This window comes from Actinocorallia lasiicapitis, assembly GCF_054778695.1.
In genome coordinates this window covers 1-20931 of sequence record NZ_BAAGZI010000024.1, presented here as the reverse complement: position 1 = coordinate 20931, position 20931 = coordinate 1, and the positions used below count along the sequence as shown (strand labels likewise).

Annotated in this window: 16 protein-coding genes; 6 read left to right on the top strand and 10 right to left on the bottom strand. The window is 70.0% G+C overall.

The features are described 5' to 3' along the window. From ACYVE7_RS05225 to ACYVE7_RS05210, 4 genes are all read right to left on the bottom strand, one after another. The coding region (locus ACYVE7_RS05225) for a tetratricopeptide repeat protein (RefSeq protein ID WP_460363384.1) at positions 1 to 1991 on the bottom strand (1991 nt) is incomplete at its 3' end. A gap of 61 nt (positions 1992 to 2052) precedes the next feature. Beyond that, positions 2053 to 2415 (bottom strand): hypothetical protein, encoded by a 363-nt coding sequence (locus ACYVE7_RS05220; protein ID WP_460363383.1) that lies wholly within the window; start codon positions 2413 to 2415, stop codon positions 2053 to 2055. A gap of 143 nt (positions 2416 to 2558) precedes the next feature. Continuing rightward, positions 2559 to 2807 (bottom strand): DUF397 domain-containing protein, encoded by a 249-nt coding sequence (locus ACYVE7_RS05215; RefSeq protein WP_460363382.1) that lies wholly within the window; start codon positions 2805 to 2807, stop codon positions 2559 to 2561. Then, positions 2804 to 3619 (bottom strand): helix-turn-helix domain-containing protein, encoded by an 816-nt coding sequence (locus ACYVE7_RS05210; protein ID WP_460363381.1) that lies wholly within the window; start codon positions 3617 to 3619, stop codon positions 2804 to 2806. Before ACYVE7_RS05210 ends, ACYVE7_RS05215 begins: the two co-directional genes overlap by 4 nt. 114 nt (positions 3620 to 3733) lie before the next feature. Here ACYVE7_RS05210 and ACYVE7_RS05205 point away from each other — a divergent pair, with 114 nt between their 5' ends. Further along, complete coding sequence (locus tag ACYVE7_RS05205; protein WP_460363393.1) at positions 3734 to 4150, top strand: ATP-binding protein; 417 nt, start codon at positions 3734 to 3736, stop codon at positions 4148 to 4150. 29 nt (positions 4151 to 4179) lie between these two features. Here ACYVE7_RS05205 and ACYVE7_RS05200 read toward each other — a convergent pair whose 3' ends face one another. Both ACYVE7_RS05200 and ACYVE7_RS05195 read right to left on the bottom strand, forming a co-directional pair. Then, on the bottom strand, positions 4180 to 5037 hold the full coding sequence (locus ACYVE7_RS05200; protein ID WP_460363380.1) for a hypothetical protein: 858 nt from the start codon (positions 5035 to 5037) through the stop codon (positions 4180 to 4182). 10 nt (positions 5038 to 5047) lie between these two features. Then, entirely contained in the window at positions 5048 to 5341 is a 294-nt protein-coding gene (locus tag ACYVE7_RS05195) for a hypothetical protein (protein WP_460363379.1), read from the bottom strand. A gap of 326 nt (positions 5342 to 5667) precedes the next feature. On the opposite strand from ACYVE7_RS05195, the gene ACYVE7_RS05190 reads away from it, so the two are divergent. Then, positions 5668 to 6645: a LuxR C-terminal-related transcriptional regulator gene (locus tag ACYVE7_RS05190; protein WP_460363378.1), complete on the top strand. Its 978-nt coding sequence runs from the start codon at positions 5668 to 5670 to the stop codon at positions 6643 to 6645. 22 nt (positions 6646 to 6667) lie between these two features. Here the strand turns inward: ACYVE7_RS05190 and ACYVE7_RS05185 are convergent, their stop codons facing one another. The 4 genes from ACYVE7_RS05185 to ACYVE7_RS05170 form a co-directional block, all read right to left on the bottom strand. Next, positions 6668 to 10009 carry a bifunctional glycosyltransferase/CDP-glycerol:glycerophosphate glycerophosphotransferase gene (locus ACYVE7_RS05185; RefSeq protein ID WP_460363377.1) on the bottom strand — a complete coding sequence of 1114 codons (3342 nt, stop codon included), beginning with the start codon at positions 10007 to 10009 and terminating at the stop codon, positions 6668 to 6670. A 41-nt stretch (positions 10010 to 10050) separates the two neighbouring features. Beyond that, positions 10051 to 11421, bottom strand: coding sequence for an FG-GAP and VCBS repeat-containing protein (locus tag ACYVE7_RS05180; protein ID WP_460363376.1), 1371 nt, complete (start codon positions 11419 to 11421; stop codon positions 10051 to 10053). Positions 11422 to 12438: 1017 nt separating this feature from the next. Next, a complete protein-coding gene (locus ACYVE7_RS05175; RefSeq protein ID WP_460363375.1) occupies positions 12439 to 14343 on the bottom strand; it encodes a hypothetical protein in 1905 nt (634 codons plus the stop codon). Next, positions 14340 to 16217 carry a glycosyltransferase family 2 protein gene (locus ACYVE7_RS05170; RefSeq protein ID WP_460363374.1) on the bottom strand — a complete coding sequence of 626 codons (1878 nt, stop codon included), beginning with the start codon at positions 16215 to 16217 and terminating at the stop codon, positions 14340 to 14342. Before ACYVE7_RS05170 ends, ACYVE7_RS05175 begins: the two co-directional genes overlap by 4 nt. A gap of 249 nt (positions 16218 to 16466) precedes the next feature. Here ACYVE7_RS05170 and ACYVE7_RS05165 point away from each other — a divergent pair, with 249 nt between their 5' ends. From ACYVE7_RS05165 to ACYVE7_RS05150, 4 genes are read left to right on the top strand one after another with little or no spacing between them, the layout of a single operon-like run. After that, positions 16467 to 17603: a cytidylyltransferase domain-containing protein gene (locus ACYVE7_RS05165; protein ID WP_460363373.1), complete on the top strand. Its 1137-nt coding sequence runs from the start codon at positions 16467 to 16469 to the stop codon at positions 17601 to 17603. A gap of 2 nt (positions 17604 to 17605) precedes the next feature. Continuing rightward, positions 17606 to 18481, top strand: coding sequence for an N-acetylneuraminate synthase family protein (locus ACYVE7_RS05160; protein ID WP_460363372.1), 876 nt, complete (start codon positions 17606 to 17608; stop codon positions 18479 to 18481). Further along, entirely contained in the window at positions 18478 to 19425 is a 948-nt protein-coding gene (locus ACYVE7_RS05155) for a glycosyltransferase family 2 protein (protein WP_460363371.1), read from the top strand. Before ACYVE7_RS05160 ends, ACYVE7_RS05155 begins: the two co-directional genes overlap by 4 nt. Next, positions 19422 to 20801 (top strand): alpha-2,8-polysialyltransferase family protein, encoded by a 1380-nt coding sequence (locus tag ACYVE7_RS05150; RefSeq protein WP_460363370.1) that lies wholly within the window; start codon positions 19422 to 19424, stop codon positions 20799 to 20801. The genes ACYVE7_RS05155 and ACYVE7_RS05150 overlap by 4 nt, the downstream gene beginning before the upstream one ends. The last annotated feature ends 130 nt before the right edge of the window (positions 20802 to 20931 follow it).

Here is a 20931-nt window from a genome sequence, read left to right as displayed (position 1 = left end):
CCTGCAAGGTTGGGGAGGTAGGCGTCACGGCTGAGGCCAGCCAACTCACGGTAGAGGTCAACGGCTTCCTGGGAGACCATCAGTGCTTCGGCCCGCCGCCCGATCTCCGCCAACCGGGCCGCGTGGTTGTTCAACGACGTCGCGAGGTTGGGGAGGTAGGCGTCGCGGCTGAGATCGGCCAACTCACGATAGAGGTCAACGGCTTCCTGGGAGACCGGGACCGCTTCGGCCCGCCGCCCGATCTCCGCCAACAAGCCCGCGTGGTTGTTCAACGACGTCGCGAGGTCGGGGAGGTAGGCGTCGCGGCTGAGGCCAGCCAACTCACGGTAGAGGTTGCGGGCTTGGTGGCTGTGGTGAAGGGCTTGCTGACGGTTGCCGATGTGGATGAGGCGGATGGCGTGGGTGGCGTGCCAGTAGGCGTGGGTGGCGGGGTCTTTGGCGGTGGTGAGGTAGTGGTGGGTGAGGCGGGTGGTAATGGCGGCGTGGCCGGGGTCGAGGTCGATGTGCCGGTCCGGGAGGAGTCGCCGGATGGTGTTGAGGAGGTGGAGGTCGGTGTGGGGGAGGTCGGCCAGGGTGGTGAGTGCGGCGCCGTTGAGGGTGAGGGCGAGGTGGGGGTCGGTGGTGAGGACCTGGTTGAGGAGGTGCTGGAGGTGGGGCCAGCGTTCGGCGGCGTTGATGAGGGTGGTGAGGGTTCGGTTGGCCCATCGGGGCGGCTGATCGGTGTCGCCGGAGCTGGTGGCGGTGAGGAGATGCGGGCGGTGGATCTCCTCTGGAGGGCCGTCGGGGTCGGTGGTGAGGGTCTGTGTGGCCCAAAGGTCTCCGACGATCGCGTCCGTGTCGGTGGTCGGGTCGGGGTGGGGGAAGGTGAGGGCGATGAGGTCCTCACCAAGCCGGTCGGGGTAGAGGGGTTCGAGGCGCTGGTGGTCGGTGCGGGGGTAACACCGGTCGTGGTCGTCGAGCAGATGGTTGGTGTGGTCCGGGTCGGTGCTGAGGCCGACGCGGCGGAGCACGTCGCGGCAGTGGTGCAGCGGGAGCGGGCCGGTGAGGGTCGCGGTGAACACCAGGCGTTTCATCGTCGCCGGTGTGGTGCGCGTGGTGGCTTGCTCGCGGGGGTCGGTGGTGGTGAGGAGCTTGCGCCAGTGGTCGGCCTCGCGGTCGAGGAGATAGGCGGAGATCGCTGCGGGGTCGGTCGGTGGTGTCTGCCCGGACTGGTGGGCGTGGGCCGCGGCGAGCGCGGCCATGTGCACGGCCAGGACCTGTTCGAATCGGGGGTCGCTGTCCAGCCCGCTCGGCGGCTTGGTCTCGGGAACCTCCGCCCCTGGCATGAGGATCTGGTGGAACATCAGGTGGGCGGCGCGGTACTGCTCGCGGCGATCGATGTCTTGGCCCAGCGGCTGAAGCCCGCGCGCCTTGGCGGGGATTCGGTTGTTGCGCAGGGTGGACTCCAGGGAGGTCCACCATTCGCCTGCCGGCCGGGCCACCAGCAGTATCCGTGTTCGAACCGGCTGGTGCAGGAAGCCGTCGCGCAACAGGTCGTCGAGCAGGACACGCGGCCAGCGTTCGGCGTAGTCGACGATGACCAGTCGACCGTCCTGCCCTCCCCCGGTGGCGATGGTCTGGGTGGAGGGGATCGGCCGCAAGGGAGCGTCCAGGACGGTACGGGCCTGCCATACGTCCCACCGCTTCGCCTGGGCGGTGCGTGCCGCCACAGTGGCCAGGCGGGTTTTGCCCTGGCCGCCCGGTCCGTGAAGCAGCAGGACCGACATGCGGTCGTCGCTGTTCAGCCACGTGTCCAGGGCTTGGAGATCATCTTTCCGGCCGACGAAGTCGATCGTCTCGTAGCGGGCGTTCAGCAGATGGCTCGGCGAGACCAGAGCGTCCGGGATCCGCTCAGGGAGCACCTCCAGTTCCTCCAGCCGGTAACCCGGACCGGAACCGAGGAAGGCGTTCATCTTCAGGTCGCCACCGACGTTCAGGCCAACGGCGGTCATCTGGACGGCAGGGGGTTCCTCAAACCGTTTACCAAACGGCCAGCGACCCCTGGGCCGGGAATCAGCCATTCTGGGTGAAGTCGCCGGTCACCCGGTTGCGCGAGGCATCCTGAATCGAGCCCTCGCCGGCTGACTGGGAGAGCGACCCGCCCACCTCATTGTCAGAGGCGTCCAGTTCGGCGACTCCACCAGCGGTCATCGTGAGCGACCCGCCCACGATATTGCCCGTGGCCCGCAGCCGACTCCTCCCGCCCGCCGAGGCGGTGACCGGCAGCAAGTACTGCACGAGCACTCCCACGAGGATCAGCGTGATCCCCGATACCCACCACACCACCGCACGATGCTCGGTGAGAAGCCCCGTCGCTACGTTCACCGCGACGGCGACAACGACGGTCCCCACCGCACCCGCCAACCTCTGCGTCACCGGACCCACCCGACGCACCCTCCGACACAACTGCACGGATCCCCGAGAAAACCCAGTATCCCCACCAAGGGTCCCCACCGCCAACAGATCGACCAGAAGCGCCGCCGTACCCGATGCGTACGGCGGCGCTCCCTTCTTCCCACCTACCGCTTGACGCCCCGCGCCAGCCGCGCGAACTGCCCCGCGCTCAACCGCAGATACCCGTCCTCAGGATTCTTCGAATCGCGCACGGCCACCCCGAACGGCGCAGCCGACAGCTCTACGCATACCTGGTCATCCGCCGTGCCGCTGTGGCTGCTTTTGCGCCACTTCGGCATGAACCGAGCCACCTCTACGCATACCGGGTCGTCTTCGGTGCCGCTGTAGCTGCTCTTGCGCCACTCAAGGTTCACTTGTAAGCCTCCAACTTGCTCTCGATGAGGCGGCGAGATTCCGGAGTCGGTTGCGCGAGATGACCGATGCTCTCGAAGTCGAGCATGGCTTTGCGTGCTTCCGCGGGGGTTTGAACCAATCGACCGCCGCCATAGGCGCCAGCATAGGACACCGCTTCCCCATCGGTACTGATCACCCGAAAGGGGCCGCCGAGTCCCGCATGGACCCCAGCGGTCTTGGTCAGAACGCGAACCGAGACGCCTCTGCGCGTGTCGAGGTCGAGGAGATAGCGAAGCTGCTCACGCATCACCTCGGCACCGCCATAGGGATACTCGAGCGCCGCTTCCTCCAGCAGCAGCCAGAGGTTCGGCGGCTCCGAGCGCTCGACCAGCGCCTGCTGCCGTGCCTGCCGAACGGCGATCTCCGCCGCGACGTCGTCGAATTCATCCGCGAGAAGCGCGCCCATGTATTCCGCCGTCTGAAAGGGCAGCGGGATGATCATCTGGCTGTAGATCCGGATGATCGTGGCCCTTGCCTCATACATCGAGTACTGCTTGAACCACTCGGGGTTGTGACTTGTCTGCGCGTGGTGGAGCAGGAGTTGGAGGAGGTTGCCGGTCTTGTAGGTGAGGTCGAGTTTGGCGGCCTGGTCCATGTCGATGCGGCGCTTGCCCGATTCCTGGTTGGAAACAGTGGAGCGCTGGCAGCCGATGAGCTGCCCGACCTGGGTGAGGCTCAGACCGTTCAGCTCCCGCAGGTAGCGCAGCTGAAAGGCCAGCCAATGCCACATCGACAGGTACGGATCGAGGGGGTCGCGGACGAGGGTGGGCACGTGCACTCCTCACGAAGTGTTGGCCATGCAGTTGTAAACAGTCCCGCATTACCGGGAACTGCGACGCTCAGGTCATACATCCGCATCTGTCACTGGAGGGTGACGGTGAGCATCATGACCATGGGCGACCTCAACATGAACGTCCTGGCTTCACCAGCCGCCGCAGGCATGATCCGCACTCTGATGCGCGGCCGTATCGCCGCGTGGAATCTCAGCCAGAGGGAGGACGATCTGCTCTTGGTGGCGTCAGAACTCCTGACCAACGCCTGCGAGGCATGTCCGGGCGCGCAGCTGAGAATGCGTTTCGGGCGTAACACGACCGGAGCCATCATCGCAGTCTGGGACCCCTCTCCGGAAGTCCCCAAACTACAACAAACCACCTCTCTGACCTGCGAAGACATCGACATTTCCCCCCAAACCTGGGACAACGGCGGCGGCTGGGGCCTCCACATCACCCAGGCCCTCTCCGCCGACTGCGGCTTCACCCCCACCACCCCCGGCAAATGGGTCTGGGCCCGCTTCACCCCGTGAAGCGAGCCCGGACCGTCCCTCGGCGCGCGTCAGACGCATTCGCCGGCGGCGCGGCGGCGGTCGATCCATTCGGCGAACATCTTCGAGCCGCGCGTCGGGTCGGAAGACCAGACGTCGGTCATCTCGCCCCAGTAGCCGTAGGTGTTGGCGTTCGCCCAGCCGGTGAAGTGGACGTCGTTCAGGGCGGTGCCGGCGGCGAAGTAGCGCGGGTCGTCCTGGACCGAGCGGGCCGTGAAGGTCGCCGGGGTCGTCTTGTTCGTGTCGGTCTTGGCGTAGTACTTCTTGCCGACGCCCTCGCGGAGCTTGCGGACGATGTTGGAGTTCGGCGACCAGAAGATCACGTTGGTGAAGCCGTTCTCCTGCATGGACCGCGACATCTGGTACATCGCCCCGTTGAACGGGTCATCGTCGTTGATCGCGAGATCGGTCTCGGTCTTCACCTCGACCAGCGCGTACAGGCCCTCGGCCTTCACCTTGTTCAGCCACCAGTAGAAGCTCAGGATGCCCTGCCCGGCGTAGCGGCCCTGGCCGTACTTCTGGTCCTTGATGTCGGTCCAGGTGCTGTTGGCGATCGACGTCGAACTGCTGTCGTAGATCCCGCCTCCGGGCTTGGTCATCGAGTTGCGGGTGATGTTGTGCCACATCACGGCGACCGTCGAGCTGGCGGTGAACCGCAGGTCGCCTTCGACGCCCGCGGAACGCTGCGCCTTGGCGTCGGCGATGGCCTGGTTGTTGTTGACCCACTCGTAGGCGTCGGCGTTGCCGTGCCCGAAGACGAGCGGGCAGGGCACGCCGGGCTTGGCGACGGCCGAGGTCTGGGGTAGGACAGCGAGGGCCGCGCCGGTCAGGGTGAGGGCCAGGGCGGAGCGGAAAGCCAGGGGACGCATGGGTCTTCCTCTATTCCAGGAGATCGAGTGCGGGAGCCGTCAGAGCTTCGCCACAATGGGCGATGCGCCAGCCGGCGGGGAAATGGTCGGTGAGGGAGCACGCCAGAAGGCGAAGTGCTCCCGATTTCGCGGCGGGGAAACTCTCCGCACGGATGAACAGGACCAGGCAGAGCCCTTCCGGGTCGCCGCGGACCCGGGCGTGCTGGAGGTCGACACCGGCTTGTGCGCGCAGAAGATGCCGCTTGACCTGGGCAGGTTCAGGAGCCGGGTGGGGGCCGGTGAGCCTCGCGGCGATCAGGTGCACGTCAGCCCCAGATGTTCCCCGCGGAGGCGCTCAGCGGGGAGGCGACGACGAATGCGGCGGCGGCGAGGACAATGGCGAAAACACGCTTCATGGATTTCTCCGGGAGTCTGAGTAAGGACGTCCGGTGTTCTTCCGGCCGTCCTCGATGCCCTCATCCTCTGGCGGCGCGGGAGAGCGCGGAAGGCTCCGGCGGGCTCCGCAAGCGGCCCGGCCTAATCAGGCAGGGGGTGGCGCGGCCCGATTCCTCCGCCAGATTCATTGCCCCGGAAGCCGCCAAGGCGGGACAATTCGCTCGCTTGTGACGTACTTGCCGTTGGGGGCTTGGCTTGGACATTCGGGGACTGAGCGCGCTGGCCGAACGCGTCCACGGACTGCTGACGGCCCGGCACGACCTGGACGTCGACGGCGTGGCCGCGGAGCTCGGTGTCAGCCCCGACCAGGTCAGGGAGGCCCTCGACGAGCTCGCCGATCTCGCCCTGCTCAAACCGTCCTGGCAGTCGCCCGGCGGGCTGCGGCCCGTCGACCCCGAGGCCGGGCTCCGCGCCCTCCAGCAGCACCAGGCCGAACTCTTCCAACGCCAGCGCGAGCTGGCGCGCTCCCAGGCCTCACTGACCCAGCTGCTCGCCGGTTATGCCGCGCTCCGCCCCGGCCACTCCCCCGACGGCGGCGACCGGATCGTCGGCCTCGACGCCATCGCCGCCCGAATCGAGGCGCTGGCCTCCTCCGCCACCGAGGAGGTGGCCTCGCTCATGCCGGGCGGCCCGCAACTGCCCGCGATGATCGAGGCGGCCAAACCCCTCGACCGCGCCGTGCGGGACCGCGGCGTCCGCATCCGCACCCTCGCCCTGGACCGGATCCGCCAGGACGTCCCGACCCTCGGCTACGCCCAGTGGCTCTGCTCGATCGGCGCGGAAGTCCGCACCCTGCCGACCCTGCCCGTCCGGATGCTCGTCTACGACCGCAGGACCGCGCTGGTCCCCCTCGACCCCGACGACACCCGCGCGGGCGTCGTCCAGCTCTCGGGGCCGGGCCCGCTGGCCGTCGTCCTCGCCCTGTTCGACCAGCTCTGGGAGTCGGGCACCCCGGTCACCGAAGCGCCCGCCCGCGACGAGGACGGCCTGTCGCCCCAGGAGCGCCGCCTGCTCCGGCTGCTCGCCGACGGCCTCACCGACGAGGGCGCGGGCCGCCATCTGGGCCTGGCCCCGCGCACCATCCGCCGGATCATGGCCGATCTGATGGCACGCCTCGGCGCCCGCAGCCGCTTCGAGGCCGGTCTCCTGGCCGCGAAGCGCGGCTGGCTCTAAGCCGCTGGACCGTGAAGGCGTCTCAGAGTTTGAAGACCTTGTCTACGACGCGGGCGGCGGCCTTGCCGTCGTCCAGGGCGCAGAAGCGGTCGTAGAAGGTGTCGTAGGCGGCGGCGTACTTGTCGTTGAGGGACGGGAGATCGCGGATCGCGGCGATCAGATCCGCGGACGTCTCGACGAGGGGGCCCGGGGATTCCTTCTCGAAGTCGAAGTAGAAGCCGCGGAGCTTGTCGCGATAGTGCGCCAGATCATAGGTGTAGAAGATCATCGGTCGGCGGAGGTTCGCGTAGTCGAACATGACCGACGAATAGTCGCTGACCAGGACGTCGGCGGCCAAGTACAGCTCCGCGATGTCCGGGTAGGCGCCGGCGTCGAACACCGACGGGTGGTCGGGCGCGCCGTCCACGACGTTCGGGTGCAGCCGCGCCACCAGCACATGGTCGTCGCCGAGCTCCTCGGCGAACTGGTCGAGATCGATCCGCCAGTCGGCCTTGTAGCGGCCGCGCCCGTAGAACTGGTCGTCGCGCCAGGTCGGCGCGTACAGCACGATCTTCTTGCCGTCGGGGATGCCCAGCCTCGCCCTGACGTCGGCGGCGATCTCGGCGGCGTCCGGCGCGTACAAGACGTCGTTGCGGGGATACCCCGCCTCGATGATCTCGCCCTCGAACTTGAACGCCCGCTTCAGGATCTTGGTGCTGAACTTGTTCGGCGACACCAGATGGGTCCACTCGGGCAGCCGCGGCTCGCGTTCGGCCGTCGCCATGGCCTTCTGCATCCCGGGCGCGTACGCGAAGTGCACTTCCTTGACGTCCCGGCCGATCTTCTTCAGCGGGGTGCCGTGCCAGGTCTGCAGGACGGTCTGGTCGGGGTGCCGGTGGAACCAGTCGCCGATCCGGTGGTTGGTGACGATGTACCGGGACGACGCGACCGCCTCATGCCACTCCCTGCCGTTCAACCGGACGGCCTTCGCGGACGGCGGCAGCGCCACCTGGCCGTCGCCGACGACCCACAGGTGCTCCAGCGGCGCGCCGCGCCGCACCAGCTCCTCGTGGATGGCGCGCGTGGAGTCGGAGTACTGGCGGCCGTTGAAGCACGAGTACAGGACGGTGTCGCGCAGCCCCTGCTCCTTGACGCGGGCGCGGGCCTCCTGCCGCAGCTTGGTGCCGCCGCCCTGCTCCTCGGCCGTGAGGTCGGAGCCGACCTCCACGACGAGCCGCGAACCGACGTTGTCCATCGTGTAGGCGCGCAGGTTCACCTCCGCCGAGCTCGGCAGCGCCACCCCCGGCGCGGTCTCGACGGCCAGCGCCCGGCCGCCCGGCGCGCGGAACAGCAGATCCCATTTGCCCTGCCGGAGCGGAAGATCGCCCGCGAGGGTCGGCATCGACGCCAGCGGAATCGACGCCGCGCCGTCGACCAGCGGGAACGCGTACTCCAGTTTCCGGCCCTTGCTGCGCAGCACGATCTCGCCGAGCGGTTCGACGGGGTGCGCGCCGGTCAGGGTCAGCAGGCCGTCGGCGGCGATCGCGGCCGCCTCCACCTGGAACCGGACGCTCCGCAGGCTGACCTGCAGGTATCCGGCGGAGCCGCGCTCGGCCCGCACATCCTGGACGCCGACGAGCTGCTGCCTGGTCGGCACGTCCTCGGCCAGCACCAGCGGCTTGCCGTCGAGGCGCAGCTTCCACACGACGGTGTCGTCGACCCGGTCCTCGGGCAGCCGCACCACGGGCAGGTCGGCGAGTGAGAACCGGGCGGTGAACCCGTCACCGGCCCGCTCCATGGGCACCGCGAGCTCCTGGTCGGCGCGGACCAGGGTGAGGGCGCCCGCCTGCGGGGCGGTGATGCCGACGGTCAGCTCGGGACCGTCCCAGCTCAGCGCGGACACCACCGAGGAGACCTTCTCGACCCTGATCCGGAGGCTGCGCTCCACGATCTCCGGGACGATCCGCACATCATCGGTCACATAGGCGTACGGCGGGTTCGCCCCGGACCCCGACGAGCCCTTGCCGACCGGGCCGTGCCGGAACACCCCGGCGTTGAACACGCCGAGGTCGATCTCCCAGACACCGTCCTTCCAGTCGCCGAACCCCTTGAGCCGTTTGGGGTTGAGGCTGAACTCGAACCCCGTCCACGCCTTCTTGCGGAGCGTCTGCCGGGTGCGGACGGGGATCCGGCGCGCGCCGCTGCGCAGCACCACGCCCTTCACCGAAGTCCAGCGGCGGCGCATGCTGACCGACGTGATGTAGGCGTCGCCGGTGACGACCAGCCGGCCGTCCTTCCACTCGACGGTGTGGGCGCGGGTGCGGAGCTTGACCTCGTCGCGCGCCAGGTAGACCGTCTCGGGGACGGCCAGCTTGTCGTCCTTCCAGTACGGGTAGACCACATACCGGCGGATCGGGTTGCGGACGATCGACGGGCTGCTCTTGCCCCGCTCGTACCTGACCACCTTGACCAGCTCGGTGATCAGCCGGCGGGACGCCAGATGCCATTTGAGCCGCGACAGCGCGGGCAGCCGCCCGAAGATCTTCTGGTCGGTCTTGTCGAAGTAGGACGCGGCCTGCTCGACGATCTGGATCCGCTCGTCCGGTTCGGCGTCGGGCAGGGCGTCGAGGTAGGAGCGGGCCTCACGGTCCAGGACGGTCAGTTCGAACCTGCGGCGGTCGACGGGACGCCAGCGGCCCTCCATGGCGTCCAGGGCGAACGCGATGGCCTCGAACCCGTCGGCGACGTCCTGGGCCTGGGTGGAGGCGGGCGGCTGGGTGGTGTCGTTGCGCCGGTAGACGACGAACTCGGAGATCAGGTCGACGGACTTGGCGAGGAAGTGGGCCGGGATCGCGACGGCCAGTTCCTCGAAGCGGGAGCCGTCGGGGAAGGACAGCCCTGAGGCGTCCCAGAACGACCGGCGGAACAGCTTGTTCGCGACAAAGCGGTCATGGAACAGGTGCCGGTTCTTGCGAATATGGGTGCCCGAAACCGAGGTCGCGAACGCCTCCCGGTGGATCCAGGACCGCCAGATCCCGCCGCTCTCGGTGATCGTCGCCACATTGCCGGCCGCCAGGTCGGAGCCCGAAGCGGTGATCGCCGCATGGAGCTGGGCGAGGGCGCGGGCGGGCACCCTGTCGCCGTCCTCGACGAAGAACAGGAACTCGCCCTCGGCCTGCGCGACCCCCAGATTGCGGGCCGCTCCCCTGCTCAGCGCGCCGCCCTTGACCAGCCGGAACCTGCCGTCGGGCAGCTTGACCGAAGTGCCCGTGGCGTCGTCGACCACCAGGATCTCGAGGTCGCGGTAGGTCTGACCGGCCAGCGACTCCAGGCTCTCCGCCAGCAGGGCACCGGCCCCGTGGGTGAGTACGACGACACTGATCATTGAGGCGGCTCGCAGGATAGTCGAGGCAAATTCACCAGAGTTTAAGGCAGGACACTGCCCCGCACGCCGAGATTCTTCTTCGCGTAGAGCCGAACACCCGCCGCGGAGACCCCGGCCGTGGCACCGCGGAACAGGGTGAAGGAGCCTTCGCCCGGCGCGGCCGCGACGATCTCGTCCTTGCCGTCGCCGGTGAAGTCGAACGCCTGGAGCTCCGAGCCGAACAGATCGTTCTTGTACGCGCCGCCGGGAACCCCGCCGGTGTTCTGGGTGAAGGTCTTCGAGCCCGCGCCGGTCAGGCCGATCTTGGCGCCGTACAGGACGGTGAAGGCGCCGGCGTCGCGGGCCGCGCCCAGGTCCTCGCCCGGCGCGCCGACGATCACATCGCCGAAGCCGTCGCCGTTGACGTCGCCGGAGGCCAGGCCGCCGCCGAAGTTGTCGCCGTCGAACCGTCCCGGACGCCCCGGGTTGCCGTCGCCGGGGACTTCGGGGGTCTGCTGGTCGATCGTGAACGGCGCGCCGAGCCCCTTCGGCTCGCCCGGCAGCACCTGGATCGCGCCTTCGCCGGGGCCGTTCTCGCCCCAGGGCGCCTGGGTGATCAGCTCTTCGGTGCCGTCGCCGTTGACGTCGACGGCCGTGCCGACGGTTCCGGCGCGCTGGCCGATCGCCTTGGCCGCGCCGAGCCCGTTCTTGCCGCCGAGAGCGAGCCGGATCGGCAGCGACGACGTCCAGGCGCTGCCCGCGACAGTGCCCTGGCCGAGCAGCGCCAGATCGGTCGCGCCGTCGCCGGTGAAGTCGCCCGCGACGGGGAACAGCTCGTCCCGCGCCCGGCCGATCTTGACCAGCCTGCCCTTGGTGTTGCCCTTCCCGACCCCCAGGACGATCTTGTAGGCGTTGTGCTTGGCCGTGACCAGATCGGCCTTGCCGTCACCGTTGAAGTCGCCCACGGCCACCCGGGAGCCGCCGCCGAGCCACGCCGACCGCAGCCCGAGCCCCTTCTTGGAGCCGTACAGCACGGCCGTGCCGCCCGACGAGCCGACCGCCAGATCGCCGTAACCGTCGCGGTCGAAGTCGGCGAGCCCCAGCGAACTGCCGAAATCGTGGTTCTTGCCGACACCGCCGGGCACGCCCTTGCTCGCCTGAGTGATCAACTGGCGCTTGCCGACCCCGAGGTAGACCACGGACACCGCGCCCGCCCTGGCCTTTTTGGCGATCTTGGTGCCGGGCGCGCCGACCACGAAGTCGACCTTCCCGTCGCCGTTGAAGTCGCCGGGCTCGGCCGGGGCCTTGCGCACCTGCGCCTCGCCCGGCTCGACCGCGGCGGACACCGGCGCGGCCGGCGCGACGGCCAGGATCAGGGCGGAGGCGACGGCGAGTCGCGGGAAAGCGGCTTGCGGGGACATGGCACGTCTCACGTACGGACCTTCTGACGGTGCGGCGGGAGCAGGGGGACGAGAAGAATGATGATCGCAATAATGCCGAGTCCTGCCGACACCCACCAGTTGTTGAACGAATACCGGAGGGAAATCAGGACCGGCGCGTACGGGACGGGCCCGTCCAGCGCCACTCCCGGCAGGTAGCCGAGCGAGCCTATCGCCAGCCTGAGCTGCATCAGGCCGTCGATCGCGGTGGGCGCCATCAGGGCGAGGAGCGGGAAGAACAGCGGGTCGTACCAGGGGTGCTGGACCGGCGAGGTGATCAGCAGGGCCGCGCCGAGCACGAACCCGACGCGGGCGGCGCTCTGCCCGGCGTCGCCGCCCGGCGCCAGCCGCCACAGCAGGACGGCCGCGGGCAGCCCGGCCGTCAGATAGCCCCAGGTGGCCTGGTCGGTGTTGGTGAGCGCGATCCCCCATTCGGGGAAGTAGCGCCACGGGTTGGTGGCGGCGACGTCCGCCGACTTGGCCAGCAGGCTGTCGAACGACTGCGGCCCGGCCAGCAGATAGGAGCCGAGGCCGGTCGCCAGCACCCCGCCGAGCAGCGCGAACAGGGTGGCGAGCTCGCGGCGGCACGCCCAGGCCAGGCCCAGCCCGGCCAGCACGAATGGCGCCTTCACCCCGCCCGCGACCCCGATCAGCGCGCCCGCGGCCAGCCCGGCGGCCCAGCGCGGCCCGGGGACGAGCTTGAGCGCGGCGAACCCGGCGACCATGAAGAACGCCCCGTAGACGTCCAGATGGGCGCCGGCGACGCACGCCCAGAGCATCAGCGGGTTGCAGGTCCAGAGCAGATGCGCGCGGACCCGGTCGGCGGCGATCCGGTCGAGCAGCAGGGCCGTCCCGGCGAACGCGGCACCGGCCGTCAGCTTCACCAGGACGACGATCTTGAACATGGACGGCCCGGCGAGCGCCGCGAACCCGGTGAACAGCCAGTTCGCGATCGGCCCGTAGACCGAGGGGGTCTCCCGCCACGACAGCGGCGAGAACGCGCCGACGGGATCACCCGCGTCGATCAGGAGCTGCGGCCAGCTCCGGTACGGGTCGTGGCCGAGGAAGCCGAGCCTGCCGTACAGGGCGTAGCTCTTGGCGTCGGTGGAGCCGCCGACGGGCAGCAGCGCGAACAGCAGGGTCGCGCCGAGCCCCGCCCAGAGCAGGGCGCGGGCCGAAGGACGCCAGCCGCGCCGCAGCGCGAACAGCCCGAGGCAGACCCCGAACGCGCCGAGCGCGGTCATCGAGAACGTCAGGACGACGATCTCCAGCGGTCCCGGCGGCCGGTGCAGGGACCAGCCGCCGCCGATGTCGGGGACCGTGTTCGACGTGCCGAGCGCGCAGGAGTAGAGCCCGAGGCCGATGGCGCCGAAGATCAGACAGAGGGCGGCATAACCGGCCGAACGGGGGGATGGGCTCATGACGCCCGTAAGGATATAAGTCCTGCAAGGGCATGAGGCAGAGCAGCCGGACGCCGTTGTTCTCCGACCTCGCCACGACCGCGTAGCCGGGCAGCGCCTTGCGGCGGACCACCGGGCTGTCCCAGCGGGCCATCACACAGCGGGCGTCGTAGGCGGCGAGCAGTTCCAGCCGCCGCTCCGGAGTGGTGGGGGCGGCGAAGAACTCGTCGCGGTCCGCGCGGCGCTTCGCCTCGTCGACCCACGGATAAGGCCAGGCGGGGACCACCGTGAACGCCCCCGCCCCGTTGACGAGCCGTCCCGGCCAGTTCTCCTGGACCATCACCCGCTCCCCCGGCAGCAGCGGCGCGAGCAGCGGGGCGTACCGGGTGTCGGCGTCGCGGACCCCCCAGTCGGCGAGGGTCTGCGGCGTCGTCTCGCCCCACCAGGCGCGCAGCAGCCCGCCGCGCTCCCCGTAGATCCCGGCGCCGAGCGCGGCGAGCGTCAGCACGACCGCCGCGACCCTGGCGACGCTCCAGCGCACGGCCGTCCCGAGATAGGACGCGAGCGCCAGATGCAGCGGGAGCACCGCGACGGGCAGCACCCGGGCCAGGGAGTACTGGCCGAAGGCCGCGCCCAGCCCGACCACCGTCACCGCGAGCCCGAACAGGACCAGCAGTTCGCGGCCGAAGGGGCGGCGGCGCGCGCCCGTCAGCAGGGCGGGCAGCCCGGCCAGCGCCAGCCCGTAGTGGAAGATCCCGAAGTTCCGGCCGACGTCGAGGATCAGCTCCTTGTGGATCTCCGAAAGATCACTCGCGCCGCCGAAGAGCTGGAACACGTCCGACCAGGGCCACGCCAGCAGCAGCGCCAGCACGGCCGCGCCCGCCGCGTACTGGCCCCACGGCCGCAGCCGCGCCGGCTCGGCCAGCACGAACGCCAGCAGCCCGAGGCAGGTGTTGAGCGCCGTGAACGGGTGGACCAGCACGACCAGCGCCAGCACCGGGGCCAGCCACACCCACTGCCGCCGCAGGTACAGATCCCAGGCGAGCAGCATCAGCGCGGCCGCGAACATGCTCGGATAGGCGAGGGTCCACGACAGCGAGTACAGGCCGAGGAAGCCGCTCCAGTCCCGCGGGTTCGTGCCCCACAGGAACAGCGTGAACACGATCGCCAGCCCGGCCGTCCAGGGGCCGCCGAGCCTGCGGTTGCGGCAGAACACCGTGACCATCACGGTCCAGAACACGACGTTGACCAGGCCCGCCCACTCCAGGACGGTCTGCGGCGCGGCCTTCAGCCAGCGCGCGATCCAGGCCAGCACCGCCATGTAAGGCGAGTAGTAGGGGCTGCCGTCCGCGGCGCCGACCAGCGGATCCTTCGGATCCCACGGGTGCCTGCTGAACTCCCCGACCGTGGCCAGATGCAACCGCATGTCCCCGGCCCACACATGATTGATCGTGACGAGGAAGGCCCAGACCACGACGAGGCCCGGCACGATCAGACTCCGCCAGTTGATCGTCACGTGACGGAGGGTAGCAGCGGCCCCAGCCGCTTCCTGATCCGTCCCGCCAGCCCGCGACGCGAGATCCGCACCGCCAACCTGCCCTTACTGGTCTCATACGGCACCGCGATCCGGCCGAAGGAGGCCATTCCGGCCGTGACGTGCCCCGGCCGGAGCGCCCCCCGCAGCACGGTGTCGCCCGCGACGACCTCGAACCCGAGCCGCCAGATCCCGGTCTCCCACTCCCTGACGGGCAGTTCGGCGCGCCAGCGGCCGCCGTCGCGGCGGGCGGGCGCGAAATGGGCGGCGCCGTCCTCGCCGCGGAGCCGGGCGACGATCCGGACCGTCGCGGGCCCGGACACCGGCAGCAGCGCGGCGACCTCCACCACGCCCTTGCGCGGCACGGACGCCTCGGCCTCGAACGTCTCGGGAAGATCGCTGCCGCTGCCCACCGAGAGGGTCAGATTCTCGTAGAAGCGCGTGAAATACGGGCTGATCGACGGTTTGCCCGCCCCCTGGACGGGCGCCAGCCGCAGCCCAGGCCCGCCGACACAGCCCTTGCCGAGCCTGCCGTGCACGGGCACCTCGCCCAGCGAGCTGACCACGGCGACGTCCCAGCGGCCCTTGGTCAGCGGCAGCTCCGCGAGATCCAGCTCGATCGAGAACCGGGGTCCCGGGCCGAGCGGCAGGACGTGGCGGGGCTCCGCGCCGTCCCGCCGGTACAGGGCCAGCGAAAGATCACCGATCTGGGCTCCGGCCAGCTCGGCGGTGCCCGCCAGACGCAGCCCGCGGTCGGTCCAGGTGAACTCCGACAGCTCCGTCCGGAACGGGAGATGGCCGGTGACGTCGAAGCAGACGTCGGGCAGGGTGCCGAAACCGGGCGTGAGCTCCAGGATCCGGCCGTCGACGGCGCGGAGCGCGGGCACGGCGCCCGACTCCCGGTACCGGATGATCTCCTCCAGGAGCGCGCGGTCGCCGTGTCTGAGCGCCGCCACGAGCTGCCGGAAGACGGGCCTGCTCTCGGCGAACAGCCCTTCGGTGAGATGGGAGTCGATCAACCGGAGGGCCGCGGACTCACGGAAACGGCGGGCCTCGTCGTCGAGTTTCAGGTAGTCGGCGCCGAACCGCGGCAGGATCTCCTCGCGGAAGTTGCGCCGCAGCATCCGGTCGCGCACGGGCCCCGGCTCGGTGTGCGCCTCGACCAGCCGCATCACCCGGTCGATCACCGGGAAGAACTGGGGGTCGGGCGCGCCGCCGAGCTGCAGGACGCTGCTGCCGTCCTCCCGTTCGACCCAGTAGTAGTAGTCGTGGTCGGCGAGCACGGTCACCCCGCGCGCCCGGAAGTAGGCGAGCGCCGTGAACTCCTGGTCCTCGTGGGACAGCAGCCCCTCGACGAACCGGAGATCCTTGATCAGGTCCCGCCGGAACAGCTTCAGCGGCGCGAGGCTCGCATAAAGATCGGGGACGTCGTTCTCGATCGTGGTGACGGGCACCGTCCGCTGGAACAGCCGGACCGGGACCTTCCGCCCCACCCCGACATACCGTCCGACGACGATCTCGGTGTCGTTCTCGCGGGCCGCGCCGACCATCCGCTCCAGCGCCCGCAGATCCAGCCAGTCGTCGGCGTCGAGGAAGAAGACGAACTCGCCGCGCGCCCGCTCCAGGGCGGCGTTCCTGGGCGCGCCGGGGCCGCCGGAGTTCCACTGGTGGATCACCACCACGCGGGGATCTTCGAGGGCGTCGAGCAGCTCGCCCGTCCCGTCGTCTGACCCGTCGTCCACGACGATCAGCTCAAGATCGGCAAGGCTCTGGTCGAGGACCGACGCCACGCAGCGCAAGATCGTCGACCGGCAGTTGTACACCGGGACGATCACGCTGACGACGGGTTCTGGCACGGGGAGCTTTCCTGTCAACTGGGAGCGTATGCACGATACAACCTGCTCGCACGAACCGGTCCGTCACGCACATTCCCACCTTTTCTTATAAACGTCCGGCAAGGCTCCGACGTTGTCCCGACCCGCCGTACGGCCCGGCGGACGGGAGTTGGCGGGGCCGTCGCCCGACGTTCATCTGGGTGCATGGGACGGGCCATGTGAGGTCCCTAGGTTTTGAGGCCTCTGCCCGACACGAGTGAAGGAAATCGAGTGCGAGCGGTCTGTGTGATTCCCGCCAGAGGGGGTTCCAAAGGGGTTCCCGGCAAGAATCTGGCGCGAGTCGGAGGGCTGCCGCTGGTGGCGCGGGCCGTGCGGGCGGCGCTGCCGGCGGTGGACGAGGTCGTGGTGTCGACGGACGATCCGGAGATCGCGGCCGTGGCGCGGTCCGCGGGGGCGCGCGTCGTGGTCAGGCCGGACTCGCTCAGCGGCGACACCGCCACCTCCGAATCGGCGCTGCTGCACGCCCTGTCCGAGCTCGAGACCGAACCCGAGATCACCGTGTTCGTGCAGTGCACGTCGCCGTTCATCTCCTCCGACGATCTGCGTGAAGCCGTCCGCCGGGTCGCCGACGACGAGGCCGACGTGGTCTTCGCCGCCCTCGAATCGCACGAGTTCCAGTGGGCGCACGCCGACGGCCAGGTGTTCGGCGTCGGCCACAGCGCCGCGTTCCGGCCGCGCCGCCAGGACCGCGCCCCCCACTACCGGGAGACCGGCGCGTTCTACGTGATGCGCACCGAAGGGCTGATCGAGCACGGCCACCGGTTCTTCGGCCGGATCGCCGTCCAGCCCGTCCCGGCGCTGCACGCGACCGAGGTCGACACCCCCGAGGAGCTCGACCTGGTGCGGGCGATCGCCCGGCTCGTCGACGCCCCCGAACCCCTCGACGTGGACGCGCTCGTCACCGACTTCGACGGAGTCCACACCGACGACCACGCCCACCTCGGCCAGGACGGCGCCGAATCGGTGACCGTCTCCCGCGAGGACGGCATGGGGATCTCCCTGCTGAAGAAGGCCGGAGTGCCCGTCCTCATCCTGTCCACCGAGGTCAACCCGGTGGTCAGGGCGCGCGCCGACAAGCTCGGCGTCCCCGTCCTGCACGGGATCGCCGACAAGGCGGCCGTGCTGGAGAAATGGCTCCACGACGCCGGGTGGGATCCCGCCCGCGTCGCCTACGTCGGCAACGACGTCAACGATCTCGGCTGCCTGAACCTCGTCGGGTGGCCGATCGCGGTGCCGCAAGCGCACCCCCAAGTCCTCGCCGCCGCACGGATCGTGCTGACCCGCCCCGGCGGGTCGGGAGCGGTCCGCGAGGTGTGCGAACTCATCCTGCAGAGCAAAGAAGGTTAGATATGTCCTCCGTAGTCCCCATCGGCGACCTCAAGGTCGGCCAGGACCAGCCGGTCTACGTCATCGGCGAGATCGGCATCAACCACAACGGCGACCTCAAGATCGCCCGCCAGCTCATCGACGTCGCCGCCAACGCCGGCTGCGACGCGGTCAAGTTCCAGAAGCGCACCCCCGAGATCTGCGTGCCGCTCGACCAGCAGTCGAAGATCCGCTCCACCCCGTGGGGCGAGATGACCTACCTGGAGTACAAGCACCGGGTCGAGTTCGGCAAGGACGAGTACGCCGAGATCGGCAAGTACTGCACCGAACGCGGCCTCCAGTGGTTCGCCTCCCCCTGGGACGTCCCCTCGGTCGACTTCCTCGAGGAGTTCGACGTCGTGACCCACAAGGTCGCGTCCGCGTCGATCACCGACAAGGAACTGCTGCGCGCCCTCGCCAAGACCGGCAAGCCGATCATCCTGTCGACCGGCATGTCGGAGATCGAGGAGATCGACGAGGCCGTCGAGATCCTCGGCACCGGCAACCTGGTGATCCTCCACGCGACCAGCACCTACCCGCTGCCCGCCGAAGAGGCCAACCTGCGCACCATCGCCACGCTCCAGAACCGGTACGGCGTGCCCGTCGGCTACTCCGGCCACGAGCGCGGCCTGCAGATCTCGCTGGCCGCCGTGACGCTCGGCGCGTGCGCCGTCGAACGGCACATCACGTTGGACCGCACCATGTGGGGGTCCGACCACGCCGCGTCCCTCGAGCCGGCCGGCCTCCAGCACCTCGTCCGCGACATCCGGGTGATCGAGTCGGCGCTCGGCGACGGCGTCAAGCGCGTCTTCCCCGGTGAGGCCGAGCCCCGCGAGCGCCTGCGCCGGACCACCGCGTGACGGATCTGTCCGTCATCGTCCCCATGCGGGACGTCCAGTCCTACGTCGGCGACATGCTGCTGTCGCTGGCCCACAACGCAAGGCCCGGCATCGAGTTCCTCTGCGTCGACGACGGATCACGGGACCAGACCCCGCAGATCCTCGCCGACGCGGAGGTCCCCGGGCTGACCGTGCTCACCAACCCCACCGCGCGGGGCCTGTCCGGCGCCCGCAACGTGGGGCTGGACGCCGCCAAGGGCCGTCACGTCACGTTCCTCGACGGCGACGACTGGGTGGCGCCCGGCTACTTCGCCCAGCTCGTCCAGGCCATGGACGGGCTGGGAGCCGACTTCATCCGGGTCGACCACACCCAGGTGCACGGCCGCCGCCACGTGCTGCACCGGGCCCCGATGGGCCGCCGCAACCAGCTCCTCAACCCGCGCGACGCGATCCTGCCGGTCCACGACCGGTCCATGGTCGACTATCCGTACGCGTGGGCCGGCGTCTACAAGCGCTCCCTCGGCGACGTGCTCCGCTTCCACGAGCGGCTGCACACCGCCGAGGACCGCCCCTGGATCTGGCGGCTCCACCGCGAAGTGCCGACCTACGCCGTCGTGTCGCTGGCCGGGCTGTTCTACCGCCGCTCGGTCTCCGGCTCGCTCACCCAGATCGGCGACGCCCGCCAACTCCACTTCTTCGACGCCTTCGACCTCGTCCTGTCCGAACTCGAAGGCGACCCCGACCACGAACGGCTGCTCCGCAAAGCCGTCCGGAACTACTTCGCGCTGCTCGCCCACCATCTGGCCGAACGGGACCGGCTCACCCCGGTGCTGCGCCGCAAGCTCCGCGCGCGGGCACGCCAGACCGTCCAGGCCCTCCCGGCCGACGCGGTCGCCGAAGCCCTCCCCGGTCTCGGCGCGGAACGCCGTGAACTGTTCACCGAACTCCTGGGCATCGACACGTGACCTCAACAACACACCGCCCGACCACGCAGATCTGCCTCGCCTCGACGCCGTTCGGCGCGATGACCCTCGCCGCGGCGCTCGACGCCGGGCTGCTGGGCGCGCCGACCGGCCGGCGGATCCTGCTGCTCAGCAACAACGCGGCCATGCCGGAGCTCGCCCCCGGCCTCGACGAGGCGCCCGGCTGGGAGACCATCGCCCACCGGTTCGACGAGACGATCTCCTGGAACGCCGAGATCGCGCCGCTCCACCCGTCCGGCTGGCTGCCGCGCGAGGAGGAGCTGCCGCTGTACGAGCGGTGGCTCCGCGACCGGTGGAACCTCGGCGACGGGCCCGTCGAGCTGGTCGTCGAGTCGGTCGCCGTCAGCCCCGCCCGCACCCTGTGCGCGATCTTCTTCGACGCGCCCATCACGGTCTACTCCGACGGGCTGATGTCCTACGGGCCGACGCGCAGCGGGCTGCCGTCCGGGGTCGGCTCCCGGATCGACCGGCTGCTCCACCTCGACCTGGTGCCGGGGCTGCGGCCCCAGCTCCTGCGCGAGTACGGGGTCGACGCCTCGATCATCCCCGACGAGGCGTTCCGCGCCGTCCTCGACAAGCTGACGGCGGTGCTGCAGCCCGTCGTCGGCCGCGACGACCTCACCGGCGCGGCACTGATCGTCGGGCAGTATCTGTCGGCCCTGGAAATCCTGACCGCGCAGGAGGAAGATGACCTCCATGTGGCGATGCTGCGTGGAGTCGTGGCCCGTGGGCACACGACCGTGCTCTTCAAGCCCCATCCGGCGAGCCCCGTCAGGGCGACCGAGAGCCTCGCGGCCGAGGCCGCACGGCTCGGGGCGCGACTGGCGGTCGTCGACGACCCGGTACCGGCCGAAACCTGGTGCGCGGCGGTGCGGCCCGAACTGATCGTCGGCTGCTTCTCGACCGCGCTGGTCACGGCGGCCCACTACTACGGGATTCCGGCGGCGGCCGTCGGCACGGGCCCGCTGCTCGACCGGCTCGCGCCGTACGAGAACAGCAACCGCGTCCCGGTGACGATCATCGACGCGATGCTGCCGCGGCTCGGCCAGGACGGGAAGCTCACCGATCCGCTCTTCCACGACGTCCGGGCCGAGCTGGAACCGCTGCTCGACACCGTCGCCTACGCGATGCAGGCGGGCACCCGTCCCGATCTGCGGTCGGGCGCGGCACGGTTCCTGACCGCGCAGGCCGGCGGGCCGCTGATGCGCTACTTCAAGAAGCGGCGGCTCACCTCACTGAACCTGCCGGGCGGGCTGCCGCAGAGCCAGAAACGCCTGGTGGCGGCCGCGCTGCCGCCGTCCAGCAGGCGAAGGCGGCTCGCGCTGCGCGCCATCGAACCGTTCCGCACGGCCGACTGAGCCATGACGCCCCACGAGGAGATGACCCAGCTCTGCCTGGTCACCTCTCCTACGGCCGTCGCCACCCTGGCGGCGGCCCTGGAGGCCGGGCTGCTCGGCCCGGCCGGACGTCCGCGGGTGCTGCTGGCCG